This is a genomic window from Micromonospora halophytica (assembly GCF_900090245.1).
Taxonomy (GTDB): domain Bacteria; phylum Actinomycetota; class Actinomycetes; order Mycobacteriales; family Micromonosporaceae; genus Micromonospora; species Micromonospora halophytica.
This window is the reverse complement of the sequence record NZ_FMDN01000005.1, coordinates 192,109-213,404: the sequence shown is the minus strand read 5'-3', so window position 1 is coordinate 213,404 and position 21,296 is coordinate 192,109. Positions and strand designations below refer to the sequence as shown.

Annotated in this window: 19 protein-coding genes; 13 read left to right on the top strand and 6 right to left on the bottom strand. The window is 71.6% G+C overall.

Features of this window, described 5'->3' with window-relative positions; all coding sequences use genetic code 11:
• Nucleotides 1–4: 4 nt before the first annotated feature.
• Together GA0070560_RS10120 and GA0070560_RS10115 are read right to left on the bottom strand one after the other, a co-directional pair.
• The gene (locus tag GA0070560_RS10120) at nucleotides 5–1,501 is read right to left on the bottom strand and encodes a glycosyltransferase family 87 protein (protein ID WP_091294138.1); all 1,497 of its coding nucleotides are present in this window, start codon (nucleotides 1,499–1,501) and stop codon (nucleotides 5–7) included.
• Between the two features lie 160 nt (nucleotides 1,502–1,661).
• Complete coding sequence (locus tag GA0070560_RS10115) at nucleotides 1,662–3,926, bottom strand: transglycosylase domain-containing protein (RefSeq protein ID WP_245675449.1); 2,265 nt, start codon at nucleotides 3,924–3,926, stop codon at nucleotides 1,662–1,664.
• Between GA0070560_RS10115 and GA0070560_RS29400 the strand changes: the two genes are divergently transcribed.
• Nucleotides 3,925–4,482, top strand: coding sequence for a hypothetical protein (locus tag GA0070560_RS29400; RefSeq protein WP_425412617.1), 558 nt, complete (start codon nucleotides 3,925–3,927; stop codon nucleotides 4,480–4,482). The two genes, GA0070560_RS10115 and GA0070560_RS29400, sit on opposite strands and share 2 nt — an antisense overlap.
• A 130-nt stretch (nucleotides 4,483–4,612) precedes the next feature.
• Here GA0070560_RS29400 and GA0070560_RS10110 read toward each other — a convergent pair whose 3' ends face one another.
• Nucleotides 4,613–5,068, bottom strand: coding sequence for a DUF5318 domain-containing protein (locus GA0070560_RS10110; protein WP_091294133.1), 456 nt, complete (start codon nucleotides 5,066–5,068; stop codon nucleotides 4,613–4,615).
• A 173-nt stretch (nucleotides 5,069–5,241) separates the two neighbouring features.
• Between GA0070560_RS10110 and GA0070560_RS10105 the strand changes: the two genes are divergently transcribed.
• Nucleotides 5,242–5,880, top strand: coding sequence for a PadR family transcriptional regulator (locus GA0070560_RS10105; protein WP_091294129.1), 639 nt, complete (start codon nucleotides 5,242–5,244; stop codon nucleotides 5,878–5,880).
• Nucleotides 5,881–5,903: 23 nt separating this feature from the next.
• Nucleotides 5,904–6,983, top strand: coding sequence for an inositol-3-phosphate synthase (locus GA0070560_RS10100; RefSeq protein WP_091294127.1), 1,080 nt, complete (start codon nucleotides 5,904–5,906; stop codon nucleotides 6,981–6,983).
• A 71-nt stretch (nucleotides 6,984–7,054) separates the two neighbouring features.
• On the opposite strand, the gene GA0070560_RS10095 is transcribed toward GA0070560_RS10100, so the two are convergent.
• Nucleotides 7,055–7,969 carry a hypothetical protein gene (locus GA0070560_RS10095; protein ID WP_091294124.1) on the bottom strand — a complete coding sequence of 305 codons (915 nt, stop codon included), beginning with the start codon at nucleotides 7,967–7,969 and terminating at the stop codon, nucleotides 7,055–7,057.
• A gap of 90 nt (nucleotides 7,970–8,059) precedes the next feature.
• A complete protein-coding gene (locus GA0070560_RS10090) occupies nucleotides 8,060–8,539 on the bottom strand; it encodes a methylated-DNA--[protein]-cysteine S-methyltransferase (protein WP_091294121.1) in 480 nt (159 codons plus the stop codon).
• Between the two features lie 188 nt (nucleotides 8,540–8,727).
• On the opposite strand from GA0070560_RS10090, the gene GA0070560_RS10085 reads away from it, so the two are divergent.
• The 4 genes from GA0070560_RS10085 to GA0070560_RS10070 are packed head-to-tail and all read left to right on the top strand — an operon-like array spanning nucleotide 8,728 to nucleotide 12,445.
• A complete protein-coding gene (locus GA0070560_RS10085) occupies nucleotides 8,728–9,249 on the top strand; it encodes a SigE family RNA polymerase sigma factor (protein WP_091294118.1) in 522 nt (173 codons plus the stop codon).
• On the top strand, nucleotides 9,246–10,334 hold the full coding sequence (locus GA0070560_RS10080) for a TolB-like translocation protein (protein WP_091294115.1): 1,089 nt from the start codon (nucleotides 9,246–9,248) through the stop codon (nucleotides 10,332–10,334). The genes GA0070560_RS10085 and GA0070560_RS10080 overlap by 4 nt, the downstream gene beginning before the upstream one ends.
• A gap of 10 nt (nucleotides 10,335–10,344) precedes the next feature.
• Nucleotides 10,345–10,887: a hypothetical protein gene (locus GA0070560_RS10075; protein ID WP_091294112.1), complete on the top strand. Its 543-nt coding sequence runs from the start codon at nucleotides 10,345–10,347 to the stop codon at nucleotides 10,885–10,887.
• A 34-nt stretch (nucleotides 10,888–10,921) separates the two neighbouring features.
• Nucleotides 10,922–12,445, top strand: coding sequence for a flotillin family protein (locus tag GA0070560_RS10070; RefSeq protein WP_091294108.1), 1,524 nt, complete (start codon nucleotides 10,922–10,924; stop codon nucleotides 12,443–12,445).
• A 51-nt stretch (nucleotides 12,446–12,496) separates the two neighbouring features.
• Here GA0070560_RS10070 and GA0070560_RS10065 read toward each other — a convergent pair whose 3' ends face one another.
• Nucleotides 12,497–13,954, bottom strand: a complete 1,458-nt coding sequence (locus tag GA0070560_RS10065; RefSeq protein ID WP_091294105.1) for a CCA tRNA nucleotidyltransferase — start codon at nucleotides 13,952–13,954, stop codon at nucleotides 12,497–12,499.
• 125 nt (nucleotides 13,955–14,079) lie between these two features.
• On the opposite strand from GA0070560_RS10065, the gene murJ reads away from it, so the two are divergent.
• The 6 genes from murJ (at nucleotide 14,080) to trxA (ending at nucleotide 21,155) form a co-directional block, all read left to right on the top strand.
• Nucleotides 14,080–15,822, top strand: a complete 1,743-nt coding sequence (murJ, locus tag GA0070560_RS10060; protein WP_091294103.1) for a murein biosynthesis integral membrane protein MurJ — start codon at nucleotides 14,080–14,082, stop codon at nucleotides 15,820–15,822.
• A gap of 446 nt (nucleotides 15,823–16,268) precedes the next feature.
• Complete coding sequence (locus GA0070560_RS10055; RefSeq protein WP_091294100.1) at nucleotides 16,269–17,882, top strand: protein kinase domain-containing protein; 1,614 nt, start codon at nucleotides 16,269–16,271, stop codon at nucleotides 17,880–17,882.
• Nucleotides 17,883–17,922: 40 nt separating this feature from the next.
• On the top strand, nucleotides 17,923–18,684 hold the full coding sequence (gene sigM, locus GA0070560_RS10050) for an RNA polymerase sigma factor SigM (RefSeq protein ID WP_425412623.1): 762 nt from the start codon (nucleotides 17,923–17,925) through the stop codon (nucleotides 18,682–18,684).
• The gene (locus tag GA0070560_RS10045; protein WP_091294097.1) at nucleotides 18,681–19,649 is read left to right on the top strand and encodes a hypothetical protein; all 969 of its coding nucleotides are present in this window, start codon (nucleotides 18,681–18,683) and stop codon (nucleotides 19,647–19,649) included. The genes sigM and GA0070560_RS10045 overlap by 4 nt, the downstream gene beginning before the upstream one ends.
• 193 nt (nucleotides 19,650–19,842) lie before the next feature.
• Entirely contained in the window at nucleotides 19,843–20,796 is a 954-nt protein-coding gene (gene trxB, locus GA0070560_RS10040; RefSeq protein WP_091294095.1) for a thioredoxin-disulfide reductase, read from the top strand.
• Between the two features lie 35 nt (nucleotides 20,797–20,831).
• Nucleotides 20,832–21,155, top strand: coding sequence for a thioredoxin (gene trxA, locus GA0070560_RS10035; protein ID WP_091294093.1), 324 nt, complete (start codon nucleotides 20,832–20,834; stop codon nucleotides 21,153–21,155).
• Nucleotides 21,156–21,296 lie beyond the last annotated feature (141 nt).

Sequence of the window (21,296 nt, the reverse complement as noted above, 5' to 3'; positions counted from 1 at the left end):
GAGGTTATGCGGGGGCCGGTTCGGGGGCTGCGTCCCGGGCGCGACGGTCGGCGAGCCAGGGGACGTCGGGGGCGCCGTCCAGGACGCCGCCGTCCGGGTCGTCGGCGTACGTGCGGCGCACCGCGTCGCGTTCGGGTTGCAGGATGTCCCGGATCACCAGCACGCAGAGCAGCACGACGGTGCCGAGGCGGAGCGTCGCCGCGAGCACGAACACCCCCTCGGGGAAGACGGGCCGGCTGGTGGCCGCGCCGAGCAGTTCGCCGTAGAACGCGGTGAAGTAGCCGATCTCGGCGATCTGCCAGGCGATGAAGGCACCCCACCGGGGGCGGGCCAGCACGGCCAGCGGCAGCAGCCAGAGCACGAACTGCTGCGACCATACCTTGCTGAAGATCAGGAACGCGGCGACCACCAGGAAGGCGAGTTGGGCCAGCCGGGGGCGGCGGGGCGCCAGCAGCGCCAGCGCGGCCACGCCGAGGCAGGCCAGCGCGAAGAGGGCGTACGACAGGTAGTTCAACGTCGGGATGTTGGCGTTCAACCACTGGAACGGCCCCTGGTCGCCGGGCACGCCGGTGTTCACCTTGCCGTCCAGGTACCGCCCGATGTACCAGAGGGTGCCCCAGTCGATGGGCCGCTCGGTGTTCAACTCGAAGAACCGGTTCCAGTTCTCCCGGTACGGGATGGCCACCGGCAGGTTGACCGCGACGAGAGCCACCAGCGCGGTGCCGAGGGCGGTCAGCGCGGCACGGAGCCGGCCGGCACGCAGGGCGAGCACCAGGATCGGCCCGAGCAGGAACAGCGGCCACATCTTGGCCGCGCCGGCGAGACCGAGCAGCACGCCGGCCAGCGCGTGGTGGCGGCGGGCCCAGGCGGCCAGCCCGAAGGCGGCCAGCCCGATGGCGAGGAAGTCCCAGTTGACGGTGGCGGTGAGCAGCAGCGCGGGTGCCAACGCGAAGAGTGCGGCGTCCCACGGCCGTCGCCGGCGCAGGGCGAGGATCATCGCGACGGTGGCCACCGCCAGCGCGCTGAGCGTCAGCGCGTTCAGGTTGTAGAACCACCGGCCCTGGTTGATCTGCGGGTCGTCGACGCCGAGGGCGTGCACCGGCAGGCCCAGGGCGCCCATGAAGTAGCCGGTGAGCACCGGGTACTCGACGGGGTGGTCCCGGTAGGGGACCTTGCCCTCGTTGAGCCCTTCGGCGTAGTAGAGGGCGAGCACGTCGGTGTAGCAGAGCCGGGTGTACTGCACGTTGTTCTGCCAGGCGCCGTCCTGGCAGGGGGACTTCTGCACCCAGTGCAGCGCCAGGGTGAGGCAGACCAGCGCCAGCACGATCCGGGTCGCCGTCCAGAACCGCCGCTCACGGCCGGCGGGCCGGTCGAGTGCGACGGCGTGGTCGCCGAGCGGGCCACCGATGACCTCGGAGGCGCCGCGGACGAAGCCGTCGGACCGGGACGGGTGGTCGCTGCTCCCGGCGTCGTCGATGCCGGCCGTCGACTGGGTGCTCATGGAGAGGCATCCTGCCGTACGCCGGGGGTGTCCGTCCCCTCCCGGAGCGCAAGAAACCTGAAAATCAGGGCGCACGGGGAGCGGACCGCCGGGCTTGGCGGCCGGGAACGCCGACGGCGACCGGACAGTCGTCCGGTCGCCGTCGGCGTTGTCGCGCTACCTACTCGCGGGTGCGGGGTGTCAGGGTCGGCAGGATGCCGCCGCCGTCACCCCCGTCACCGTTCCCGCCACCGCCCGGACCTCGGGGGTCGGTGGGCGTGCCCGGGTTGGTCGGTCCCTGGTTGCCGCCGCCGTTCGGGTTCTGCGGGCAGAACAGACCGAGCGGTCCGCAGTCCTGCGGGACGGGGGGAGGTTCCGGCGTGGGGATGACCCCGTTGCCGGCGGTGTCGTCGCCGACGTTGGCCGGAGGCGGGAACTGGAGCTTCTCCGCGCCCTTGAGCGCGCCGTCCATGACCCGTTCCCAGATGTCGCCCGGCATCAGGGAGCCGCTGATGTTCCGGCCGTCCTTCATCTTGATGGCCTCCCGCTTGCCCTTGTTGCCCACCCAGACGGCGGTCGCGAGTTGCGGGGTGTAGCCGATCATCCAGGCGTCACCGTTCTCGTTGGTGCCTTCACGGAGCTCCCAGGTACCGGTCTTGGCGGTCGCCTCACGGCCGTCGTCCAGCCGGTGGTTGACCCTGGCCGGGTAGTCCTTGAGCACGTCGTTGACGTCGGCGACCACGTCCGGGTTGATCCGCTTCAGCGGCTTCAACTGCTCGCCGCCGAGCTTCTCCCACTTGCCGGTGTCCTTGTTCTGCTTCTCGACGGAGAGCAGGAAATGGGCCTTGTGGTAGACGCCCTTGTTGGCGAAGGTGGCGACGCCGTTGGCGTGGTCGAGCACAGTGATCGGGTACTGGCCGTACGAAATCACATGGTAGAAGGGGTCGGGTGCCAGGTCCTTCGGGTCGGCCTTGGTGAGGTCGTGCCCCTTCGGCGGGTTGACGTTGGTCTGCCACATCATGCTCACGCCGGCCTTCTTGGCCATCTCAACGATCTTGTCAGGCCCAATGTCGAGGCTGACGTGGTAGAAGGGCACGTTGAGCGACTTCAGTGTCGACTCACGCAGGGTGCACGAATCACCACAGCTCGGGTTGTCAGTGCCGGCGTTACTGACCCTGAACTTCACGCCGTCGGGGGTGAACGCCTTGCCCTTCCAGCGTGACTCGACCGACTTTCCGGCGTCGATCGCCGCAGCGAGGGTGTAGATCTTGAAGCTCGATCCGGGCGAGTGCCCGCCGGTGATGTTGCCCGCCGAGTCGGTGTTCTTACCGGCGTAGTCGGTGCCGGTGCCGTCGTCACCACCGTAGTAGCCGACCACCCGGCCGTTGCGCGGGTCGATCGAGACCACAGCCGCCATGATGTTCTTGCGCGCGCCGTCCAGCTCCGAGCCCTTGGTGCTGCGCTGGGCCGCCTTGAGGATCGCCCCCTGGACCTTCATGTCGATGGTGGTACGGATCCGGTAGCCGCCGCTCTTCAGCATGGTCGCGCAGAACGGCTTGCGGTCGGTGACCTGCGCCTCGTTGTCGGTGCAGAGCTTCTTCTCCCGCATCTCCGGCACCAGATAGTTGATGACGTTGCCGATCGGGTTGTTCACCCCGAACTTCTGCCCGGCCCGCGACTCCTTGGGCGTCTGCAACGTCTTCTCCGGGTACCCGGCAGGGCGCTTCGGGTGGTTCGGCGTGTCCAGCCACCCCTCCTCGACCATGGAGTTGATGACGTAGGTCCACCGCTCCTTGGCGGCAGTCGGGTTGACGGCCGGGTCGTAGCCCTGGTGGCCGCCGGGGGTGGGCTCCGGCTGCTTGATCAGGGAAGCCAGCACCGCCGCCTCGGCCACGTCGACCTTCGACACCGACTTGCCGAAATACGCCTGCGCGGCCGCCTCGATGCCGTACGCGTTGCGCCCGAAGTAGATCGTGTTGAGGTAGTGCTCCATGATCTGTTCCTTGGTGAACTGATCGTTGAGCTTGGAGGCGACGATCGCCTCCTTCACCTTGCGTGCGTACGAGTCGTCCTGGAGCTTCTCGTAGGCGTTGCGGGCGTACTGCTGGGTGATCGTCGAGGCGCCCTGCCTGTCGCCGCCGGTGAGGTTGTTCCACGCGGCGCGGGCGATGCCCTTGTAGTCGACACCCGAGTGCTCGTAGAAGTTCCGGTCCTCCGCTGCGGCCACCGCGTCCCGCATGTGCTTCGGGATCTGGGTGATCGAGACGAAGGTGCGGTTCTGCTCGCCGACCTTGGCAATCTGCGTCTTGTTGTCACTGGCATAGATGGTGGTCGCCAGCGGCAGGTCGATCTGGTTGGGGAGCACGACATTGGTCGAGTAGTAGGTGAAGCCGATCACCCCGATGCCGGCGATCATGATGAAGACGGCGAAGCTGGCGATCAGCATGTTGGCGCGCTTGCGCTTCTTCGCCCGCGCCGCCGCAGCCGGGTTGCCTGGACCGCGACCACCGCGACTTCCGAGCCCCGGGCCGCCGGGGCCGCCCGGCCCACCGCCGGAGACCGGCGCGACACCCGCCCTGGCCACCGCCGCCCGGCCACCGACCGAGGCCGAGCCGACGCTCGCCCGGCCGCCGACCGCCGCAGAGCCGACGCTCGCCCGCCCGGACGAGCCGGGGGCCGGGGAGACCGGGACCGAGGCGCGTCCGGTGCCGGCGCGTCCGCCGGGCGCCGGGGACACCGGCACGGAGGCCCGTCCCGAACCGGCCCGCCCCACCGAGGCTGTGCCGGCCGCGCCGGGCTGGCGCGGCGGCACCGACGCCGAGGCCCGGCCGGTGGGCGCGCCACCCGAGCCGACCGAGGCCCGGCCCGCCGGGGCCGGGCCGTCGTTCGAACCCGGTACCTGGGCCCGCGCACGCGGGGAACTGGGATCGCCGTACGAGTTCATTCCTCACACCCTGCCGGTCGCGGTGGGGCGCGGGGGCGCCGCCACCGGGTTGCCGTGAGTTGACACACGCGACGCCGCACCCCACAACGGCGGCGTCGCATCCGTACCAATCGGACCAATCGGGCCTTCGTGCTGTCGGTCCGAGCACCCGCCGTCGTCGACGCCGGGAGGGACCGGTACAGCCAGGTTCACCGTTGCGCCTCTCGCCTTCGCCCGTGGGCCGGGCCCGCACCGGGGGCGTTCACGCCCGCCGCACCCTGCTCCGACCCGTCCCCGGCCAGCCCGTCCCGGCCGAGCAGGAACTGCTCGACGAGATGGTTCCAGTCACAGCCGAGGCACACCTCCACCACGAAGACCTGGAACTCACGCAGCGTCATCGCCAACACGGGCAACTCGACCAGGTTCCGCGCCTGGCCGGCGGACTGCTTGAGTTCGTCCCCGTAAATGTAGTGGACGTGGGTGAGGTTCTCGCTGCGACAGATCGGGCAGCGCTCCTCGGTCGGCTCGCCGTGGAACCGAGCCGCGTTCTTCAGGTACGGCGAGGCGTCGCAGACGTCGTACGTGCCGACCCGACCGGCGAGGAGCTCACGCAGCACCGCCCGCTTCTGGAGCGAGTAGTCCACCACCTGGCGCTGCGTACGCATGCGGTGAAGGGTACGCGGTCCGGACGGGCGAGGCGACCGCCGTCACGATCCGTGATGACGACACTCGGACCGGGGGTTTGCCCTGATCGCAGATGAGGTACTAACGTGCGATGTATCGGTCCGATACATCGAGACGGTTAACGGCCCAGTGCCAGGGGCAGGAAGGATGGCCCGTGCTCGAGCTAGCCATCCTCGGCCTCCTGCAGGAGTCTCCGATGCACGGCTACGAACTCCGCAAGGAGCTCACCGCCAAGCTCGGAGCGATCCGGGCGGCGATCAGCTACGGCTCGCTCTACCCGACCCTTCGCCGGCTGCAGGCGGCGGGATGGATAACCGAAGCCGCCGAGACACCTGCGACCGCCGAAGAGGTTCCCGCGTTGACCAGCCGACGCGGTCGGGTGGTCTACAAGATCACCGCGGAGGGCAAGGAACGCTTCGCCGAGCTCATCGCGCAGGCGGGACCCGAGACGTACGACGACACGGGCTTCGGCGTGCACTTCGCGTTCTTCGCCCGGACCGACCAGGCGACCCGCCTGCGCATCCTGGAGGGTCGCCGCCGCACGATCGAGGAACGTCGCGAAGGACTTCGTGACGTGCTGGGCCGGGCAGCCGAGCGCCTCGACGCGTACACCCTGGAACTGCAACGCCATGGGCTCGACGCCTGTGAGCGCGAGGTCCGCTGGCTGGAGGAGCTCATCGCCAACGAGCGCTCCGGCCGTGCCCCGACAGTCCCGCAGCCCGGGACGGCCGGCGGCCGACGAGACAACAACAGCCCGCCCCCGCCTGGAGAGTCCAGGACAGAGCGGCCGTGATGAAGAAGAAGGAGGCAGACGCTATGGGCTCCGTCCGCGTCGCCATCGTCGGTGTGGGTAACTGCGCCTCGTCCCTCGTGCAGGGCGTGGAGTACTACCGGAACGCCGACCCGAACGACCGCGTCCCGGGTCTCATGCACGTCACCTTCGGCGACTACCACGTCTCGGACGTGGAGTTCGTCGCGGCGTTCGACGTGGACGCCAAGAAGGTGGGCATGGACCTCGCGGAGGCGATCGTCGCCAGCGAGAACAACACCATCAAGCTCTGCGACGTGCCGCCCACCGGCGTCAGCGTGCAGCGCGGCCCGACCTTCGACGGTCTGGGCCAGTACTACCGCGAGATCGTCGAGGAGTCGGACGCCGAGCCGGTCGACGTGGCCAAGGCGCTGCGCGACGCCCGGGTCGACGTCGTCGTCTCCTACCTCCCGGTGGGCTCCGAGCAGGCCGACAAGTTCTACGCGCAGGCCGCGATCGACGCCGGCTGCGCGTTCGTGAACGCCCTGCCGGTCTTCATCGCCTCCGACCCCGAGTGGGCGAAGAAGTTCGAGGACGCGGGCCTGCCGATCGTCGGTGACGACATCAAGAGCCAGGTCGGCGCGACCATCGTGCACCGTGCGCTGGCGAAGCTCTTCGAGGACCGCGGTGTCGAGCTGCTGCGCACCTACCAGCTCAACTTCGGCGGCAACATGGACTTCATGAACATGCTGGAGCGCAACCGCCTGGTCTCGAAGAAGATCTCGAAGACCCAGTCGGTGACCTCCCAGATCCCGCACGAGATGAGCAAGAGCGACGTGCACATCGGCCCGTCGGACCACGTGCCGTGGCTCGACGACCGCAAGTGGGCGTACATCCGCCTGGAGGGCCGCTCCTTCGGCGACACCCCGCTCAACGCCGAGCTCAAGCTCGAGGTGTGGGACTCGCCGAACTCGGCCGGCGTCATCATCGACGCCGTCCGGGCCGCGAAGATCGCCCTGGACCGGAAGATCGGTGGCCCGATCCTCTCCGCCTCGTCGTACTTCATGAAGTCCCCGCCGGTGCAGTACGCCGACCACGACGCGCACGCCGCCGTCGAGTCCTTCATCGCCGGCGAGGTCGAGCGCTGACGCGCTGATCCACCAGCACGGCCGAGGGCCGGGTCCGCGTGGACCCGGCCCTCGCTCGTCGTACGGATCGGTCACCTGGCCCAGGAGGGCTTGGCCAGCTTGGCGAGCCGGGCGCGGCGGTCCTCCTCGGTCAGGCCCGCTGCGCCCGAGAGGAACCTCGGGTTGACCTGGCCCATGGAGATCACGAAGGCCACCATGTCGAGGATCACGTGGGTGGTCCTCTGCGCGTAGATGGAGACGCGGTCGTAACCGGAACCCAGACCGCTGAGGAAGGCGTTCGACAGGGTCTGGCCGGCCTGGAAGTTGATCGTCGAGAACGACGTCGGCCGGGGCACGCCGTACGGGAAGACCTGCAGGAAGCCGGCGGCGAGCGGGCCGGTCACCGTCACGTTGCCGTGCACGGCGTCGCCGAAGTTGACGAAGTCCTCCAGGTTGAGGTGGATCGTCCTGCCGGCCAGCAGCCGGCCCGAGCTGTCGAAGTTCCCTTCCTCGTTGAGGACCCGGTTCCGCCCGCCGGACGTCCGGGTGTCCAGGGCGCGCTGCGGGACGATCGGCACGGTGGTGTTCGAGTTGAAGCTGGTGCGGACGTAGTCCCGGTACTTGAAGCCGTCGTCGGCCTCGCCGGTGACCGCCCAGATGGTGCCGCCCTGGTCCATCGCGATCGAGCCGACCTCGGCCTGGTTGGAGATGATGTCGCCGGACGGGGTCAGCCGCAGGGCCGGACCGGCCATGGTGTTGCCGTACTCGTCGGCGGTGGCGGTGTTCGCCAGCCGCAGCGTGGCGCTCTCCATCGAGGAGGCGCTCAGCGTGGTCGCCGAGCCCGCATTGTTGGCCTCCCCCTGAAGGACCGGGTCGCCCGGGGCGGCCTGGGCCGGGCCGGCGGTGGCGGCGCCGACGGCCGCGGTGCCGGCGAGGCCGGCGGCGACGGTGCTCGCCCGGCGCAGCAGGCGACGGCGGTCGACGGTCTTGGACTGCTCTTCGCTCATAGTCTGTCCCCGTGGAGAGATAGTGACGAACGTAGTGCCATCTTCAGGGAAGCAACTTCCGGACACATCGACCGAACGGCGCGGTTGCCGTCACGACCAGGCACGGCGCAACGCGACGCCGGCCTCCAACTCCAGCAGCTTCACCTTGCGTTCCACGCCACCGCCGAAGCCGACGAGCTTCCCGCCGGCCCCCACGATCCGGTGGCACGGCACGAGCACCGGGACCGGGTTGCGGTTGCAGGCCACCCCGACCGCCCGGGCGGCCCCGGGGTCGCCGACCCGGCGGGCCACCTCGCCGTAGGTGAGCGTCTCCCCGTACGGGATGTGGGTCATCTCCCGCCACACCGCGCGCTCGAAGTCGGAGCCACGCCGCGCCGCCACCGGCACACCGAACTCGGTCAGCTCGCCGGCGAAGTACGCCCGCAGCTCGTCGACCGCCCGCCCGGCCAGCGCGTCGCCGGGCTCCTCGACGGCCGACTCCACCCGGCCGAAGTGCGCGCCGCACACCGCCTCGTCGTCGGTGGCCACGGAGAACTCCCCGATCGGCGAGTCGAGCACGGTCCAGCGCATGGACCGATTCTTCCTCCGCCCGAGGCGGACCACCAGCACGGGCCGGCACAGTGCCGCGGTCACCGCAGGCCTGCCCCGGGCCAGGGGGGTGAACAGGGTCAGGCCGCCCTACGGGGACGTACACGGCGGGTTGTTCCGGCGAGGCAAAGTTCCACCGCCCCCAGACGTCAGTGATACGGAGGTGGGCGGTGACCGAGGTGACCGACGGGGAGTTCACCGCGTTCGTGACCGAGCGGGGTGACGCACTGCTGCGCGTTGCGTACGCGCTCGCCGGCAGCCAGCACGCCGCCGAGGACCTGCTGCAGAACGCGCTGGCCAAGGCGTACGCCCGCTGGCCACGGATCCGGGGCGACGCCGAGCCGTACGTGCGGCGGATCCTCTACCACGATCAGGTCTCCGGCTGGCGGAGGTTGGCCCGGCGGCGGGAGGTACCGGTGGCCGAGTTGCCGGAGCGGGCCGGCCAGCGGGACAGCGGCCACGACACCGACCTGCGGCTACTGCTGCGGGACGCGCTGCGGACGCTGCCGCCCCGGCAACGCGCGGTGCTGACCCTGCGCTATCTGGAGGACATGAGCGTGGAGGAGACCGCCGCGGTGCTGGGCTGTCGGGCGGGCACGGTCGCCAGCCAGGCCTCCCGCGCACTGGCCCGCCTCCGGCAACTGGTCCCGGCCTTCGACGACCTCGTCACCCGTCCGGAGGTGAACCGATGAGCAGGCCGGTGGAGGACGCGCTGCGGGCGGCCGTACGCGAACTGTCCGGCCAGGTCCGGCCGGTGCCGGACCTGGCCGGGTCGGCCCTGCGTCGTGGACGGCGGCTACGGGCCCGGCGGCGCGCCACCGCGACCGGTGCGGCGCTGGTCGCGGTGATCGCGGTGGCCGCGCCGTTCGTACTGCTCCGGCCCGCACCCGCCATCCGGGTCGCGGTGCCGGAACCGCAACCGCAACCGCAACCGACCACTGTCCTGCATCCGGTGCCGGACGCGCGGTGGAAGGACGCGCCGCTGGTGCTGCCCGGCGGCTGGGTGGTCACCGGTGGGGTCCTCGGCGGCTCCGGCCACCTCCTGGACCGCACCCGCGACCGCTACGTCCGCACCGAGGGGTACGACGAGGTCTGGCCGGCCCCGACCGGCACCGTCACCGCGGTGGCCGACGAGGACCGCCCCGGGCAGATCGGGCTGATTGACGCGCGGAAGGCGACCGTGCGCTGGTACCGCGCCCCGGGGTCGCATCCCCAGTGGTCACCGGACGGACGCCGGCTGCTCCTGACCGGACTCCGTCGGGGCACCCGTCAGTTCGGCCTCCTTGACCTGACCGGCGCATTCCGGGAGTACTCGGTGGACGCGACGAAGTTCTTCTGCACCGACTACTGCGCCTTCACCTGGACGCGGGACGGCCGGGAGGTGACCCTCCCGCTGACCGACGCTTTCCAGGATCGGTCGGAGAGCGAACGGCACCCCCGCTGGGGGGTGCAGTTCTTCTCCGCCGAGGACGGCCGGCCGACCCGGTTCGTGAAGATCCCCGGCGACCCGGCCGGACCGTGGGCCTGGTCGCCGGACGGGCAGCGGGTGGTGGTGCAGGGGCAGCAGGACCCGGTGCTCGTCGACGCGGTCACCGGGGCCGTCGTACGCAAACTGCCGTCGGCGGACGTCGCCTGGGTCACCGACGACCGGCTGCTCTACCGGCGGCCGTACGGCAGCCGGGACGTCGTGCTCGCCGACACCGAGGGCCGTGAGCGGGAACGGCAGCCGCTGCCCCGTGAACTGGTCGACCTGCACGTGACGGTGGCGCCACGCTGACCGCCCGGAGATGTTGCACGACGTCGATACCGTGCAGGTCGTGGCCACGGGGACCTTAATCTTCCTGATCATCGGCGGGGCGGGCGTCGCCGTGCTGGCGCTCTCGCTGCTCGGCGCCGAGCTGTTCCACTTCGGTCACGCCGACGTCGACGGGCCGGTCTCCGTCGAGGCGGTGGCCGGGTTCCTCGGCGCGTTCGGCTTCGGCGCCGCGATCGTCAACGAACTGCTCGGTGGTCGTACCGCCGGGATGGTCGCGGCGGCGGTGGCCGGCGGCGCGCTCGCGGCCGTGCCCACCGCCTGGCTGGCGGTCCGCTTCAGCCGGGCCGCGCGGGACATGCGCACCGACCCCACCCCCACCCGCGACGACCTGGTCGGGGCGCTCGGCCTGGTGGTCACGCCGGTGCCCGCCGCCGGTTACGGCGAGGTCCGGGTACGCGTCGCCGGCCAACCGGTGAAGCTCAACGCCCGTGCGGACCATCCGATCCCGGTCGGCGCGCAGATCTTCGTCGTGCAGGCGCTGAGTGAGACCAGCGTCCACGTCGAGACCTACTGACCCCCTCTCCTCCTCGCAGAGACGGAACCTGCCCATGCCCCTTGTCATCGCCGTCGGCGGCGCGGTCCTCCTCGTCCTCGTCCTCGTGCTCTTCGTGCTCTCCCGGATCAAGGTCGCCGGGCCGAACGAGGCGTTCATCGTCACCGGACGCAAGGGCCGGACGACGCAGACCGCCGACGGCGGCCGGTCCACCGACATGTCCGGGCAGAAGGTCGTGCTCGGCGCGTCCGTCTTCGTGCTGCCGGTGGTGCAGAAGCTCCAGTCGCTCGACCTGTCCAGCCGCCGCATCGACGTCGGCATCCGGGGCGCGGTCAGCAAGCAGGGCATCCGGGCGGACCTGCACGGCGTCGCCATCGTCAAGGTCGGTGGCACCGAGGACGCGATCCGCGCCGCCGCCCAGCGTTTCCTGCACCAGCAGGACGAGATCGACAACTTCACCCGGGAGGTGCTGGCCGGCGCGCTGCGCTCGATCGTCGGCCGGCTCACCGTCGAGGAGGTCATCCGGGACCGGGCGGCGTTCGCCAACGCGGTGGCCGAGGAGGCCGAGCACTCGATGACCAACCAGGGCCTGGTGCTGGACACCTTCCAGCTCCAGGACATCCTGGCGGAGGGCTCCTACCTGCAGGACCTGGGCCGGCCGGAGGCCGCCCGGGTGCTCAAGGACGCGGCCATCGCCGAAGCCCGGGCCCGGCAGCAGGCCGAGCAGGAGCGGCTGCTCGCCGAGGAGGCGATCGCCGAGGCCAACCGGAACCTGTCGCTCAAGCAGGCCGGCATCCAGGCGGAGATCGACGCGGCGAAGGCGAAGTCCGCGGCGGCCGGGCCGCTCGCCCAGGCCGAACGGGACCAGGCGATCCTCTCCGAGCAGCAGAAGGTGGCCGAGCGCAACGCCGAGCTCAAGCAGCGCCAGCTCGACACCGAGGTGCGCAAGCCCGCCGACGCGGCCCGGTACAAGGTGGAACAGGAGGCCGAGGCGGCCCGCAACGCGGCGGTGCTGAACGCCGACGCGCAGCGGCAGGCCGTCATCGCCGCCGCCCAGGCCGCCGCCGAGCAGGCCCGGCTCACCGGTGAGGGCGAGCGGGCCCGCCGGGCCGCGCTGGCCGAGGCGAACGCGATCGAGGGCGCCAAGGAGGGTGAGGCGGAGCAGCGCCGACGCTCGGCGATCGCCGAGGCGGTCGAGCGGGAGGGCCAGGCCGAGGCCGCGGCGATCCTGGCCAGGGGGCAGGCCGAGGCGGACGCGATGGCGCGCAAGGCCGAGGCGTTCGCCGCGTACGGCGAGGCGGCCGTGCTGGACCTGCTGGTCAAGGTGCTGCCGCAGGTGGTCGAGGCGGCCAGCGCCCCGATCGGCGCGATCGACAAGATGACCGTGATCTCCACCGACGGCGCGTCGTCGCTGACGAAGTCGGTGGCCGGCAACGTCGCCCAGGGGCTCCAGCTCGGCAGCGACCTGACCGGCATCGACCTGGCCGGCCTGCTCGCCAAGCTGGGCTCGGCGTCTTCGACCGGTACGGCCGGCAACGGCAAGCCGCCCGTCGAGGGCAGCGCGGTGGAGACCCGCTGACGGTACGACGACGAAGGGGCCGCCCGGCGAACCGGGCGGCCCCTTCCGCAGTCAGGCCAGGCCCTGCTCGCGGGCCCAGCGCAGCAGCTCCGCCTCCGCCTCCGCGCGGTCCAGCGGGCCACGCTCCAGGCGCAGCTCCTTGAGGTGCTGCCAGGCCCGGCCGACCAGCGGCCCCGGCGGCACGCCGAGCAGCTCCATGATGGCGTTGCCGTCCAGGTCGGGGCGGACCCGGGCCAGGTCCTCCTCGGCCGCGATCCGGGCGATCCGCTCCTCCAGCGCGTCGTAGTCCGCGGCGAGTTGGGCGGCCTTGCGGCGGTTGCGGGTGGTGCAGTCCGAGCGGGTCAGCTTGTGCAGCCGGGGCAGCAGGTCGTCGGCGTCGGTGACGTACCGCCGCACCGCCGAGTCGGTCCACTCGCCGCGGCCGTACCCGTAGAAGCGCAGGTGCAGCCCGACCAGCCTGGTCACCTGGGAGGTGACGTCCTTGGGGTAGCGCATGGCCTTCATCCGGGCCTTGGTGAGCCGGGCGCCGACCACCTCGTGGTGGTGGAAGCTGACCCGGCCGTCCGACCCGACCGCCTTGGTCGCCGGCTTGCCGACGTCGTGCATCAGCGCGGCCATCCGCAGGATGAAGTCCGGCCCGTCGGTCTCGTAGGAGACCGCGTTGCTCACCACGGTCAGGGTGTGCTCGTAGACGTCCTTGTGCTGGGCGTGCTCGTCGATCTCCAGCTTGAGCCCGGTCAGTTCGGGCAGGAAACGCTCGGCCAGCCCGGTGTCGACCAGCAGTCGCAGCCCGGTGATCGGATCGGCGCCACTGAGCAGCTTGGTGAACTCGTCCCGGATCCGCTCGGCGGTGATCCGGTCGAGGTCGGCCGCCATCCGGGTCATCGCCTCCCGTACCTGCGGGTGGACGGCGAAGCGGAGCTGGGCGGCGAACCGGGCCGCGCGCAGCATCCGCAGCGGATCGTCGCCGAACGACTCCCGGGGCGTGCCGGGGGTACGAATCACCTTGGCGGCGAGGTCGTCGAGGCCGCCGTGCGGGTCGGTGAAGCGGTGATCGGGGAGGCTGACCGCCATCGCGTTGATGGTGAAGTCGCGCCGCCGCAGATCCTCGGTGAGACTGGTCCCGTACTCGACGATCGGGTTGCGGCTGACCTGGTCGTACGCCTCGGCCCGGTAGGTGGTGACCTCCAGCCGGAGCCCGTCGCGCTGGCAGCCGATGGTGCCGAACTCCCGGCCGGTCTCCCAGATCGACTCGGCCCAGCCCTTGACGATCCGCAGCGTCTGGTCGGGGTGGGCGTCGGTGCAGAAGTCCAGGTCGTCGCCGAGCCGACCGAGCAGGGCGTCGCGGACGGATCCGCCCACCAGGTGCAGCTCGTGGCCGGCGCGCGCGAACCGGCGGCCGAGCTCGTCGGCGACCGGGGAGACGCGGAGCAGTTCGGCGACGGCGTTGCGCTGCGCGGCGGTGAGTTCGCGGCGGTCGGCGGCGTGGGGAGCGAAGGCTTCGGACATGGGAGCGCCAGCCTATCGGGCCGGGTCGTGATCTGATCCGCCGGGCGCGGGTATGCCACCCGGGTTGACTATGGTCATGGCGTGCGGGCCGACGCCGGTTCCGACGTACCCCTTGGAGGCTGGAGATGAGCGGCGGGCTCTACCGCAGCGCGAACGCCGCGCAGGGAGGCGGGCCGCCGCCGGGCGACGACGCCACCTTCATCTCCGCCGACCCGCTGAACCAGCCCGGCGTGGAGGCCACCGCGCCCCCGCAGGAGGTGGTCGCGGAGACCAGCGCCGCCGCGAACAGCGCGGTGATGGCGGCCGGCAGCCTGGTCAGCCGGGGCACCGGCTTCATCCGCAACCTGATGATCGGCGCGGCGCTCGGCAGCCTGGTCGGTGACGCGTTCACCACGGCCCTGTTCCTGCCCAACCAGGTGTACGAGTTCCTGCTCGGCGGCGTGCTCACCAGCGTCCTGATCCCGGTGCTGGTACGCCGCCGCAAGGCCGACCCGGACCGGGGCGAGGCGTACGCGCAGCGGCTGCTCACCCTGGCGGTGCTCGCACTGGCCACGGCGGTGCTGATCGCGGTGATCCTGGCCCCGGTGCTGACCGCCATCTACGCCGGCGGCAAGGACGAGAACTACACCGACCTGGTCACGAACCTGTCGTACCTGATGCTGCCGATGCTGTTCTTCACCGGCGTGAGCGCGCTGATCGCCGCGGTGCTGAACACCCGGGGGCACTTCGCCGCGCCGATGTGGGCGCCGATCCTGAACAACCTCGTGGTGATCGGCATCTTCGGCCTCTACATCGTGGTCTACGGCGCGAAGGCGCTGGGTCCGGCGGACATCGGGTGGGACCGGATCCTGCTGGTCGGCGGGGGCACCCTGCTCGGCGTGGCGGTGCAGGCCGCGGGGCTGCTGCCGGCGCTGCGCAAGGTGGGTTTCCGCTGGAAGTGGCGTTTCGACTTCCGTGAGCTGGGGCTGCGCGAGCTGGCCCGGCTCGGTGCGTGGATGTTCTGCTACGTCGCGGTCAACCAGCTCGGTCTCTTCGTGGTGGTCAACCTGCTCACCCGCGCGGCGGGCGAGAACAGCGCCGGCCTGCTGATCTACAACAACGTCTTCCTGCTGCTGATGATGGCGCACGGCATCATCGCTGTCTCGATCATCACCGCGTTGATGCCCCGGATGAGCGGCGCCGCCGCCGACGGCCGGTTCCGCGACCTCACCGCCGACCTGTCCCGGGGCACCCGGATGGTCACCGCGGTGCTCGCCCCGATCGCGGTCTGCTACGCGGTGCTGGCCGCGCCGATCTCGGTGGTGGTCTTCCGGTACGGGGCCTTCACCGGCGACAACGCGGTGGCCACCTCGACGGTGCTGCTGGTCGCCGCGGTGGGGCTGGTGCCGTTCGCGATCAGCCAGCTCTTCACCTTCGCCTTCTACGCCCTGCCGGACACCCGCACCCCGGCGCTGGTCAACATCCCGGTGGTGGCGCTGCGGGTGCTGGTCCAGGTGGGCCTCTTCGTCCTCTTCTCGCCGACCTTCGCGGCGGCGGGCATGATGCTCGGCAACGCGTTCTCGTACCTGGCCGCGGCGGTGATCTCCGCGGTGCTGCTCCGGCCCCGGGTGGGGCGGATCGGCCTGGGCCTGATCGCGCGGACGACGGGCAAGGTGCTGGTGGCCGCGCTCGGGGCGGCCCTGGTCGGGCTGCTGGTGGTGACCCTGCTCCCCGGCGACCCGGAGGACCTGAGCTGGTTGGCGGCGGCGGTCCAGCTCGTGGTCGGCGGGGCGGTGATCGGCGGGACGTACCTCGGGCTGGCGATGGTGCTGCGGATCGGCGAGATCACCGAGGTGGTCGGGATGGTGCGGCGGCGGCTCGGCCGCTGAGGCGGACCGGCGCGGCCCGCTCCGGGCGGCGGACACGGAGTGTCAACGAGGATCACCAGCCTGGGGACACGGCTGTGGATAACTCTGCGATTCCCGGGCCAGCCACCGAAAAGCCCTGTGGATAACCAACCGTAAGGTGGAGCATGGCAGGCCGTTCGACGGGAACCCGTCCGACGTCGCCGGACCGGCACACCCAGGTCGGCCCCTGCGGCGGCCACTTGCGGTCAACCCGTAGATTGGCTAGTACATGTGCCAGCAACGTGGCTGACAACGGTCGCAACCGGACGAGGTCGGTCACACCAGGCACGTCGCCGCGGGCGGCGGGAAGATGACATGTCGGTATGACGGGCAGTCCGGGTAAGGTCGCTCTGGACGGACACGGCAGGTGGCCGACGGCTCGCGTCGACGCGCCGACCGGTTCCATCGAAGGCAGAGCGGGAAGCCACATGCCCAGCAGCGCGGGTCCATCGATCGGCACGATCACCGAGGGAGGACGGGTGACCCAGGTCGGCGAGGGTCAGGAGGCGGAGGAATCCGCTCCTCCGGTCATGACCTTCGGTGCTCCCACGGCCGGTGAGATCCTCGCCGAGCGGTACGAACTGGTCGAGCACATCAACAACGACAGCGCCGGGCGACTCGTGTGGCGAGGGGTCGACGTGGTGCTGCGCCGACCGGTCGCGGTCGTGCTGCGCTACCCGGGCGGCGACTCGGCCACCGAGATGCTCCAGGCTGCGGTGGCCGCCAGTCGGGTCATCCACCCCAACCTGGTCGGTGTCTACGACGCGATCGACGAGGGTGAGCGGGCGTACGTCGTCCGCGAGTGGGTCGACGGGCGGTCGCTGCGCGAGTTGGTCGCCGACGGCCCGCTGGATCCGGCCCGCGCCACCGCCATCGGCAACGCCGTCGCCAGCGCGCTCGCCTCCGTGCACGCCACCGGCATGGTGCACGGCAACGTGCACCCGGGCACCGTGATGATCAGTGACGACGGCCGGGTGGTGCTGGCCGACGCGCGTACGGACGGCGAGGACAGCCAGGAGAACGACGTCCGGGCGGTCGGCGGCATCCTCTACTTCGCCCTCACCGGGCACTGGCCGCACGCCGAGGCCCCGCTGCGGGGCGCGACGGCCGGGCACGGCCGGGCCGCCATCGTGGACGCCGTCCGCGACGCCAGCGGCTCCATCGCGGCACCCCGGCAGGTCCGGGCCGGCGTGCCGGCGTACCTCGACGACCTGACCATGGACCTCCTCGACCCGGAGATCGCGTCGCCCTCGTCGGACGTGCTCGCCGCCGAGCTGGGTCGGCTCGACATCCCGGCCGAGGACCACTTCCTCGACCAGACCGGCACGATCCGGTTCAGCGCGGACCCGGGCGACGACCCGTCGCCGCTGGCCGCCGCCGGTGGCCGCAAGGTGGCGATCGGCATCGCCGGCCTGTTGGCGGTCGCCCTGGTCGGCCTCCTCATCGGCATCAGCGCCTTCGGTGGGGACGACTCCCCCGACACCCAGCCGGTCGCCCGCCCGTCGACCAGCGGCGCACCTGCGGGCGGGACCGCGCCGGCCCCCGCCCCGGCCGTCCGCAACCTCACCATCCAGGACGTGCGGATCATCGACCCGGACAGCAGCGACCGCGCCGAGGTACGCAACGCCGAAAAGGTCATCGACGGCGACGAGGACGAGGGCTGGGAGACCGCCAGCTACCGGAACCACGGCAAGTTCGGCGGTCTCAAGAAGGGCATGGGGATCTGGATCGACCTGGGCGCGCCGCGCACGGTCAAGTCGCTGCAGGCCACCCTGTCGTCCACCGGCGCCTCAGCCGAGCTGCGCGCGGGTACGGCCGACTTCCCGTCCAGTTCCTCCGGTGACCGGCAGCTCGTCGCCAGCTACTCCACCACCATCGGGCGGCCGTTCGAGGAGCACGACGGCACCAAGATGACCTTCAACGGGTTCGACGCCGACCAGAAGTACCAGTACCTGCTCTTCTGGATCACCGAGCTGCCGGAGAAGGACAGCGGGGACGGCTGGAAGCTCGGCGTCCAGGAGATCAAGGTCCAGGGTTCGTGAGCCGTCCGCCGCGATATCGGCGCCACCCTCGTCGGGTGTGGTGATGACGGGTCGCGGCGGGCGTACGCCCGACCCGGCGACCGGCTCCTTCCCGCCGGTGGCGCTGTCGGCCGCCGAGGCCTCCGATCTGGACCTGCTCCGCGCCCACGCCACCGGTGACCGGGACGCCTTCACCGAACTATTCCACCGGCACCGGGATCGTCTGTGGGCGGTGGCGCTGCGTACTCTCGGCGACCGCGAGGAGGCCGCCGACGCGTTGCAGGACGCGCTGCTCTCCGCCCACCGGGCAGCCGCCCGGTTCCGGGGCGACTCCGCCGTCACCACCTGGCTGCACCGCATCGTGGTGAACGCCTGCCTGGACCGGATCCGCCGCCGTCAGGCCCACCCGACCGTCCCGCTGCCCGACGGCACCCGCACGGAGGAAGGCACCGGCGGGGTCGAACCCGCCGCCCCGGCCACCGACCACGACACCGCGCTGGTGGTCCGGCAGGCCCTGGCCGCGCTGCCGGTCGAGCAGCGGGCCGCGCTCGTCCTGGTGGACGTGCAGGGCTACCCGGTCGCCGAGGTCGCCCGGATCCTCGGCGTCGCCGAAGGCACGGTCAAGAGCCGCTGCGCCCGGGGCCGGGCCCGGCTCGCCATGCAGCTGGGGCACCTGCGGACCGGCGACGACCCGACCCCGTCCGGCCCGGACCCCGCCGGCCGGGACGTGCCCGGCGTCACCATCGGGAACCCACGGACCTCGGACGGCGTCCGATCGGGGTCGGGGCGCTCCCGGCGGGACGCCAACCAGGAGGACACGTGACGACCGGGGAGTTCAGCGAGGTCGACCACGACCTGCTCGCCGACTACCTGGGCGGGGCGCTGGACGGCACCCCGGAGGAGGCGACGGTCGCGCGGCTGGTCGAGGAGGACCCGGCCTGGGCGGACGCGTACGCCACCCTGGCCCCCGCCGTCGCCCGGGTCAGCGCCGACCTGGGCGCGCTCGCCACGCCGGCCCCGGAGATGCCGACCGCCGTCGTGCAGCGGCTCACCGCCGCGCTGGCCGGTGCGGGGCCGGGCGGGACCGGGCAGCTGCCGGACGTCGCCCCGGCCGACCGGTCGGGTACCACCCACCGGCCCGGGTCCCCGGTGCTGCCCACGCAGGGCGGCGGCGCGGCCCCGCGTACCCCGGGATCCCGGCGGGACGACGTCGGCGGGCCGGGCCGGCGACGCCGGCGCTGGGCCCGCCTCGCCGCTCCGACCGCGCTCGCCGCGGCCTCCGTCGTCGCCGTCGGGTTCGGCGTCGGGCACCTGCTCGACAGCGCGGGCCACACCGAGAGCGCCGACTCGACGGCCGCCGGCCCCGCCGCGGCCGCCGACCAGGGCTCGTTCCGGGTGACCGTGGCCCCACAGCGCAGCGGCATCGACTGGACGCCGGAGTCGTTGTCCGGCGGCACCGCCGCGAGCGTGCGGCCCCGGCTGGCCACCGAGGCGCCCGGGCTGGTGCCCGGCGAGGTCCCCGGGGAGATCCGGCAGGCGGGCCCGGGTGGGTTGGACCGGCTCGGCGCCCCCGACGCCCTGGACGACTGCCTCGCCGAGGTCTCCGCCGCACACGGACGCGGTCCGATCACCGTGGAACTCCTCGACTACGCCGCGTTCCGGGGTGAGCCGGCACTGGTGCTCCGGTTCGCCGACCCGTCCGGTGAACGCTGGGCCTGGGTGAGCGGGGCGGAGTGCGGCGTGCCGGGGTCCGGCGCGGACACCCGCCATCAGGCGCGGGTAGGGTGAGGTCGCGGTCAACGGTCGGCCGTCGCCGCGTGACGTGACCCACCGGATGACCGGTTCGGGAATCCCCGGTTCGTACGATGACGTTCTGCAAGTCAGTCGCCGACGTCGCTGAGCCGTCGGTACTCGGGATCGACGTCGTCCCGGCGGCAGGTCAGCCGGAACAGGTGTCGAACACACACATCGGGAGACGGCAGTGGACGAGGTCCGCAACCTGATCATCATCGGCTCCGGGCCGGCCGGTTACACGGCCGCGGTCTACGCCGCGCGTGCCAACCTGAAGCCCCTCGTCATCGAGGGCGTGCAGTCCGGCGGCGCGCTGATGACCACGACCGAGGTGGAGAACTTCCCCGGCTTCGCGGACGGCATCCTCGGCCCCGAGCTGATGGACAACATGCGCAAGCAGGCCGAGCGGTTCGGCGCGGAGTTCCTCACCGACGACGTCACCCGGGTCGAGCTCAAGGACACCGGCATGATCGGGTCGGACGCGGTGAGCACCGTCTGGGTCGGGCAGACCGCCTACCGGGCGAGGGCCGTCATCCTCTCCACCGGTTCGGCGTGGCGTCCGCTGGGTGTCCCGGGGGAGCAGGAGTACCTGGGTCACGGCGTGTCGTCCTGCGCCACCTGCGACGGGTTCTTCTTCCGCGGCCAGCACATCGTGGTGGTGGGCGGCGGCGACTCCGCGATGGAGGAGGCCAGCTTCCTCACCCGGTTCGCCGAGTCCGTCACCATCATCCACCGGCGCGACTCGTTCCGGGCCAGCAAGATCATGGCGGAGCGGGCGCTCGGCAACGACAAGATCAAGGTCGAGTGGAACACCACCGTCGAGGAGATCCTCGGCGACGACGGCAAGGTCAACGGGGTCCGGGTCCGCAACGTGCACAGCGGCGAGACCAAGGTGCTGGACGTGACCGGCGTCTTCGTGGCGATCGGCCACGATCCGCGCAGCGAGCTCTTCCGGGGGCAGGTCGAGCTGGACGACGAGGGGTACGTGAAGGTCCAGGCCCCGAGCACCCGGACCAGCGTGCCGGGCGTCTTCGCCGCCGGCGACGTGGTGGACCACACCTACCGGCAGGCCATCACGGCCGCCGGCACCGGCTGCGCCGCCGCCCTCGACGCCGAACGCTTCATCGCCACGCTGCAGGGCTGAACAACCGAAGAGAACGCCTGAGGAGGAGGGTCCCAGTGGGAGCAACAAAGGTCGTCACCGACGCGAACTTCGCCACCGACGTGCTGAAGTCCGCCAAGCCGGTGCTGGTGGACTTCTGGGCCGAGTGGTGCGGGCCGTGCCGCAAGGTCTCCCCGCTGCTGGAGGAGATCGCGGGCGAGATGGGTGACCAGGTCACCATCGTCAAGCTCAACATCGACGAGAACCCGGAGACCGCCCGCGCCTACCGGGTGATGTCCGTGCCGACCCTGACCATCTTCAAGGACGGCGAGCCGGTGCAGTCGATCGCCGGCGCGAAGCCCAAGGGCGAACTGGTCCGGCTCATCGAGTCGGCGCTCTGAGCCGACGTACCACCGCGACCCCCGCGCCCGTCCGGGTGCGGGGGTCGCGTCTTTCCGGCTCCTGACCTGGGCGAACCCCCGACCCGAGGAGGACCGGCCACGATACGCTCCGTAAGCGTCCACTGGGCGGAGCGTGCCGAT

Excerpts from the sequence above, each read along its gene's own strand:
- GA0070560_RS10095 (WP_091294124.1), bottom strand. The coding sequence starts at position 7,969 with ATGAGCGAAGAGCAGTCCAAGACCGTCGACCGCCGTCGCCTGCTGCGC.
- GA0070560_RS10115 (WP_245675449.1), bottom strand. The coding sequence starts at position 3,926 with ATGCTGATCGCCAGCTTCGCCGTCTTCATCATGATCGCCGGCATCGGG.
- GA0070560_RS10080 (WP_091294115.1), top strand. The coding sequence starts at position 9,246 with ATGAGCAGGCCGGTGGAGGACGCGCTGCGGGCGGCCGTACGCGAACTG.
- GA0070560_RS10055 (WP_091294100.1), top strand. The coding sequence starts at position 16,269 with ATGCCCAGCAGCGCGGGTCCATCGATCGGCACGATCACCGAGGGAGGA.
- GA0070560_RS10070 (WP_091294108.1), top strand. The coding sequence starts at position 10,922 with ATGCCCCTTGTCATCGCCGTCGGCGGCGCGGTCCTCCTCGTCCTCGTC.
- GA0070560_RS10090 (WP_091294121.1), bottom strand. The coding sequence starts at position 8,539 with ATGCGCTGGACCGTGCTCGACTCGCCGATCGGGGAGTTCTCCGTGGCC.
- GA0070560_RS10120 (WP_091294138.1), bottom strand. The coding sequence starts at position 1,501 with ATGAGCACCCAGTCGACGGCCGGCATCGACGACGCCGGGAGCAGCGAC.
- murJ (WP_091294103.1), top strand. The coding sequence starts at position 14,080 with ATGAGCGGCGGGCTCTACCGCAGCGCGAACGCCGCGCAGGGAGGCGGG.
- GA0070560_RS10110 (WP_091294133.1), bottom strand. The coding sequence starts at position 5,068 with ATGCGTACGCAGCGCCAGGTGGTGGACTACTCGCTCCAGAAGCGGGCG.
- GA0070560_RS29400 (WP_425412617.1), top strand. The coding sequence starts at position 3,925 with ATGTTGGCGCGCTTGCGCTTCTTCGCCCGCGCCGCCGCAGCCGGGTTG.
- GA0070560_RS10075 (WP_091294112.1), top strand. The coding sequence starts at position 10,345 with ATGTTGCACGACGTCGATACCGTGCAGGTCGTGGCCACGGGGACCTTA.
- GA0070560_RS10065 (WP_091294105.1), bottom strand. The coding sequence starts at position 13,954 with ATGTCCGAAGCCTTCGCTCCCCACGCCGCCGACCGCCGCGAACTCACC.
- GA0070560_RS10100 (WP_091294127.1), top strand. The coding sequence starts at position 5,904 with ATGGGCTCCGTCCGCGTCGCCATCGTCGGTGTGGGTAACTGCGCCTCG.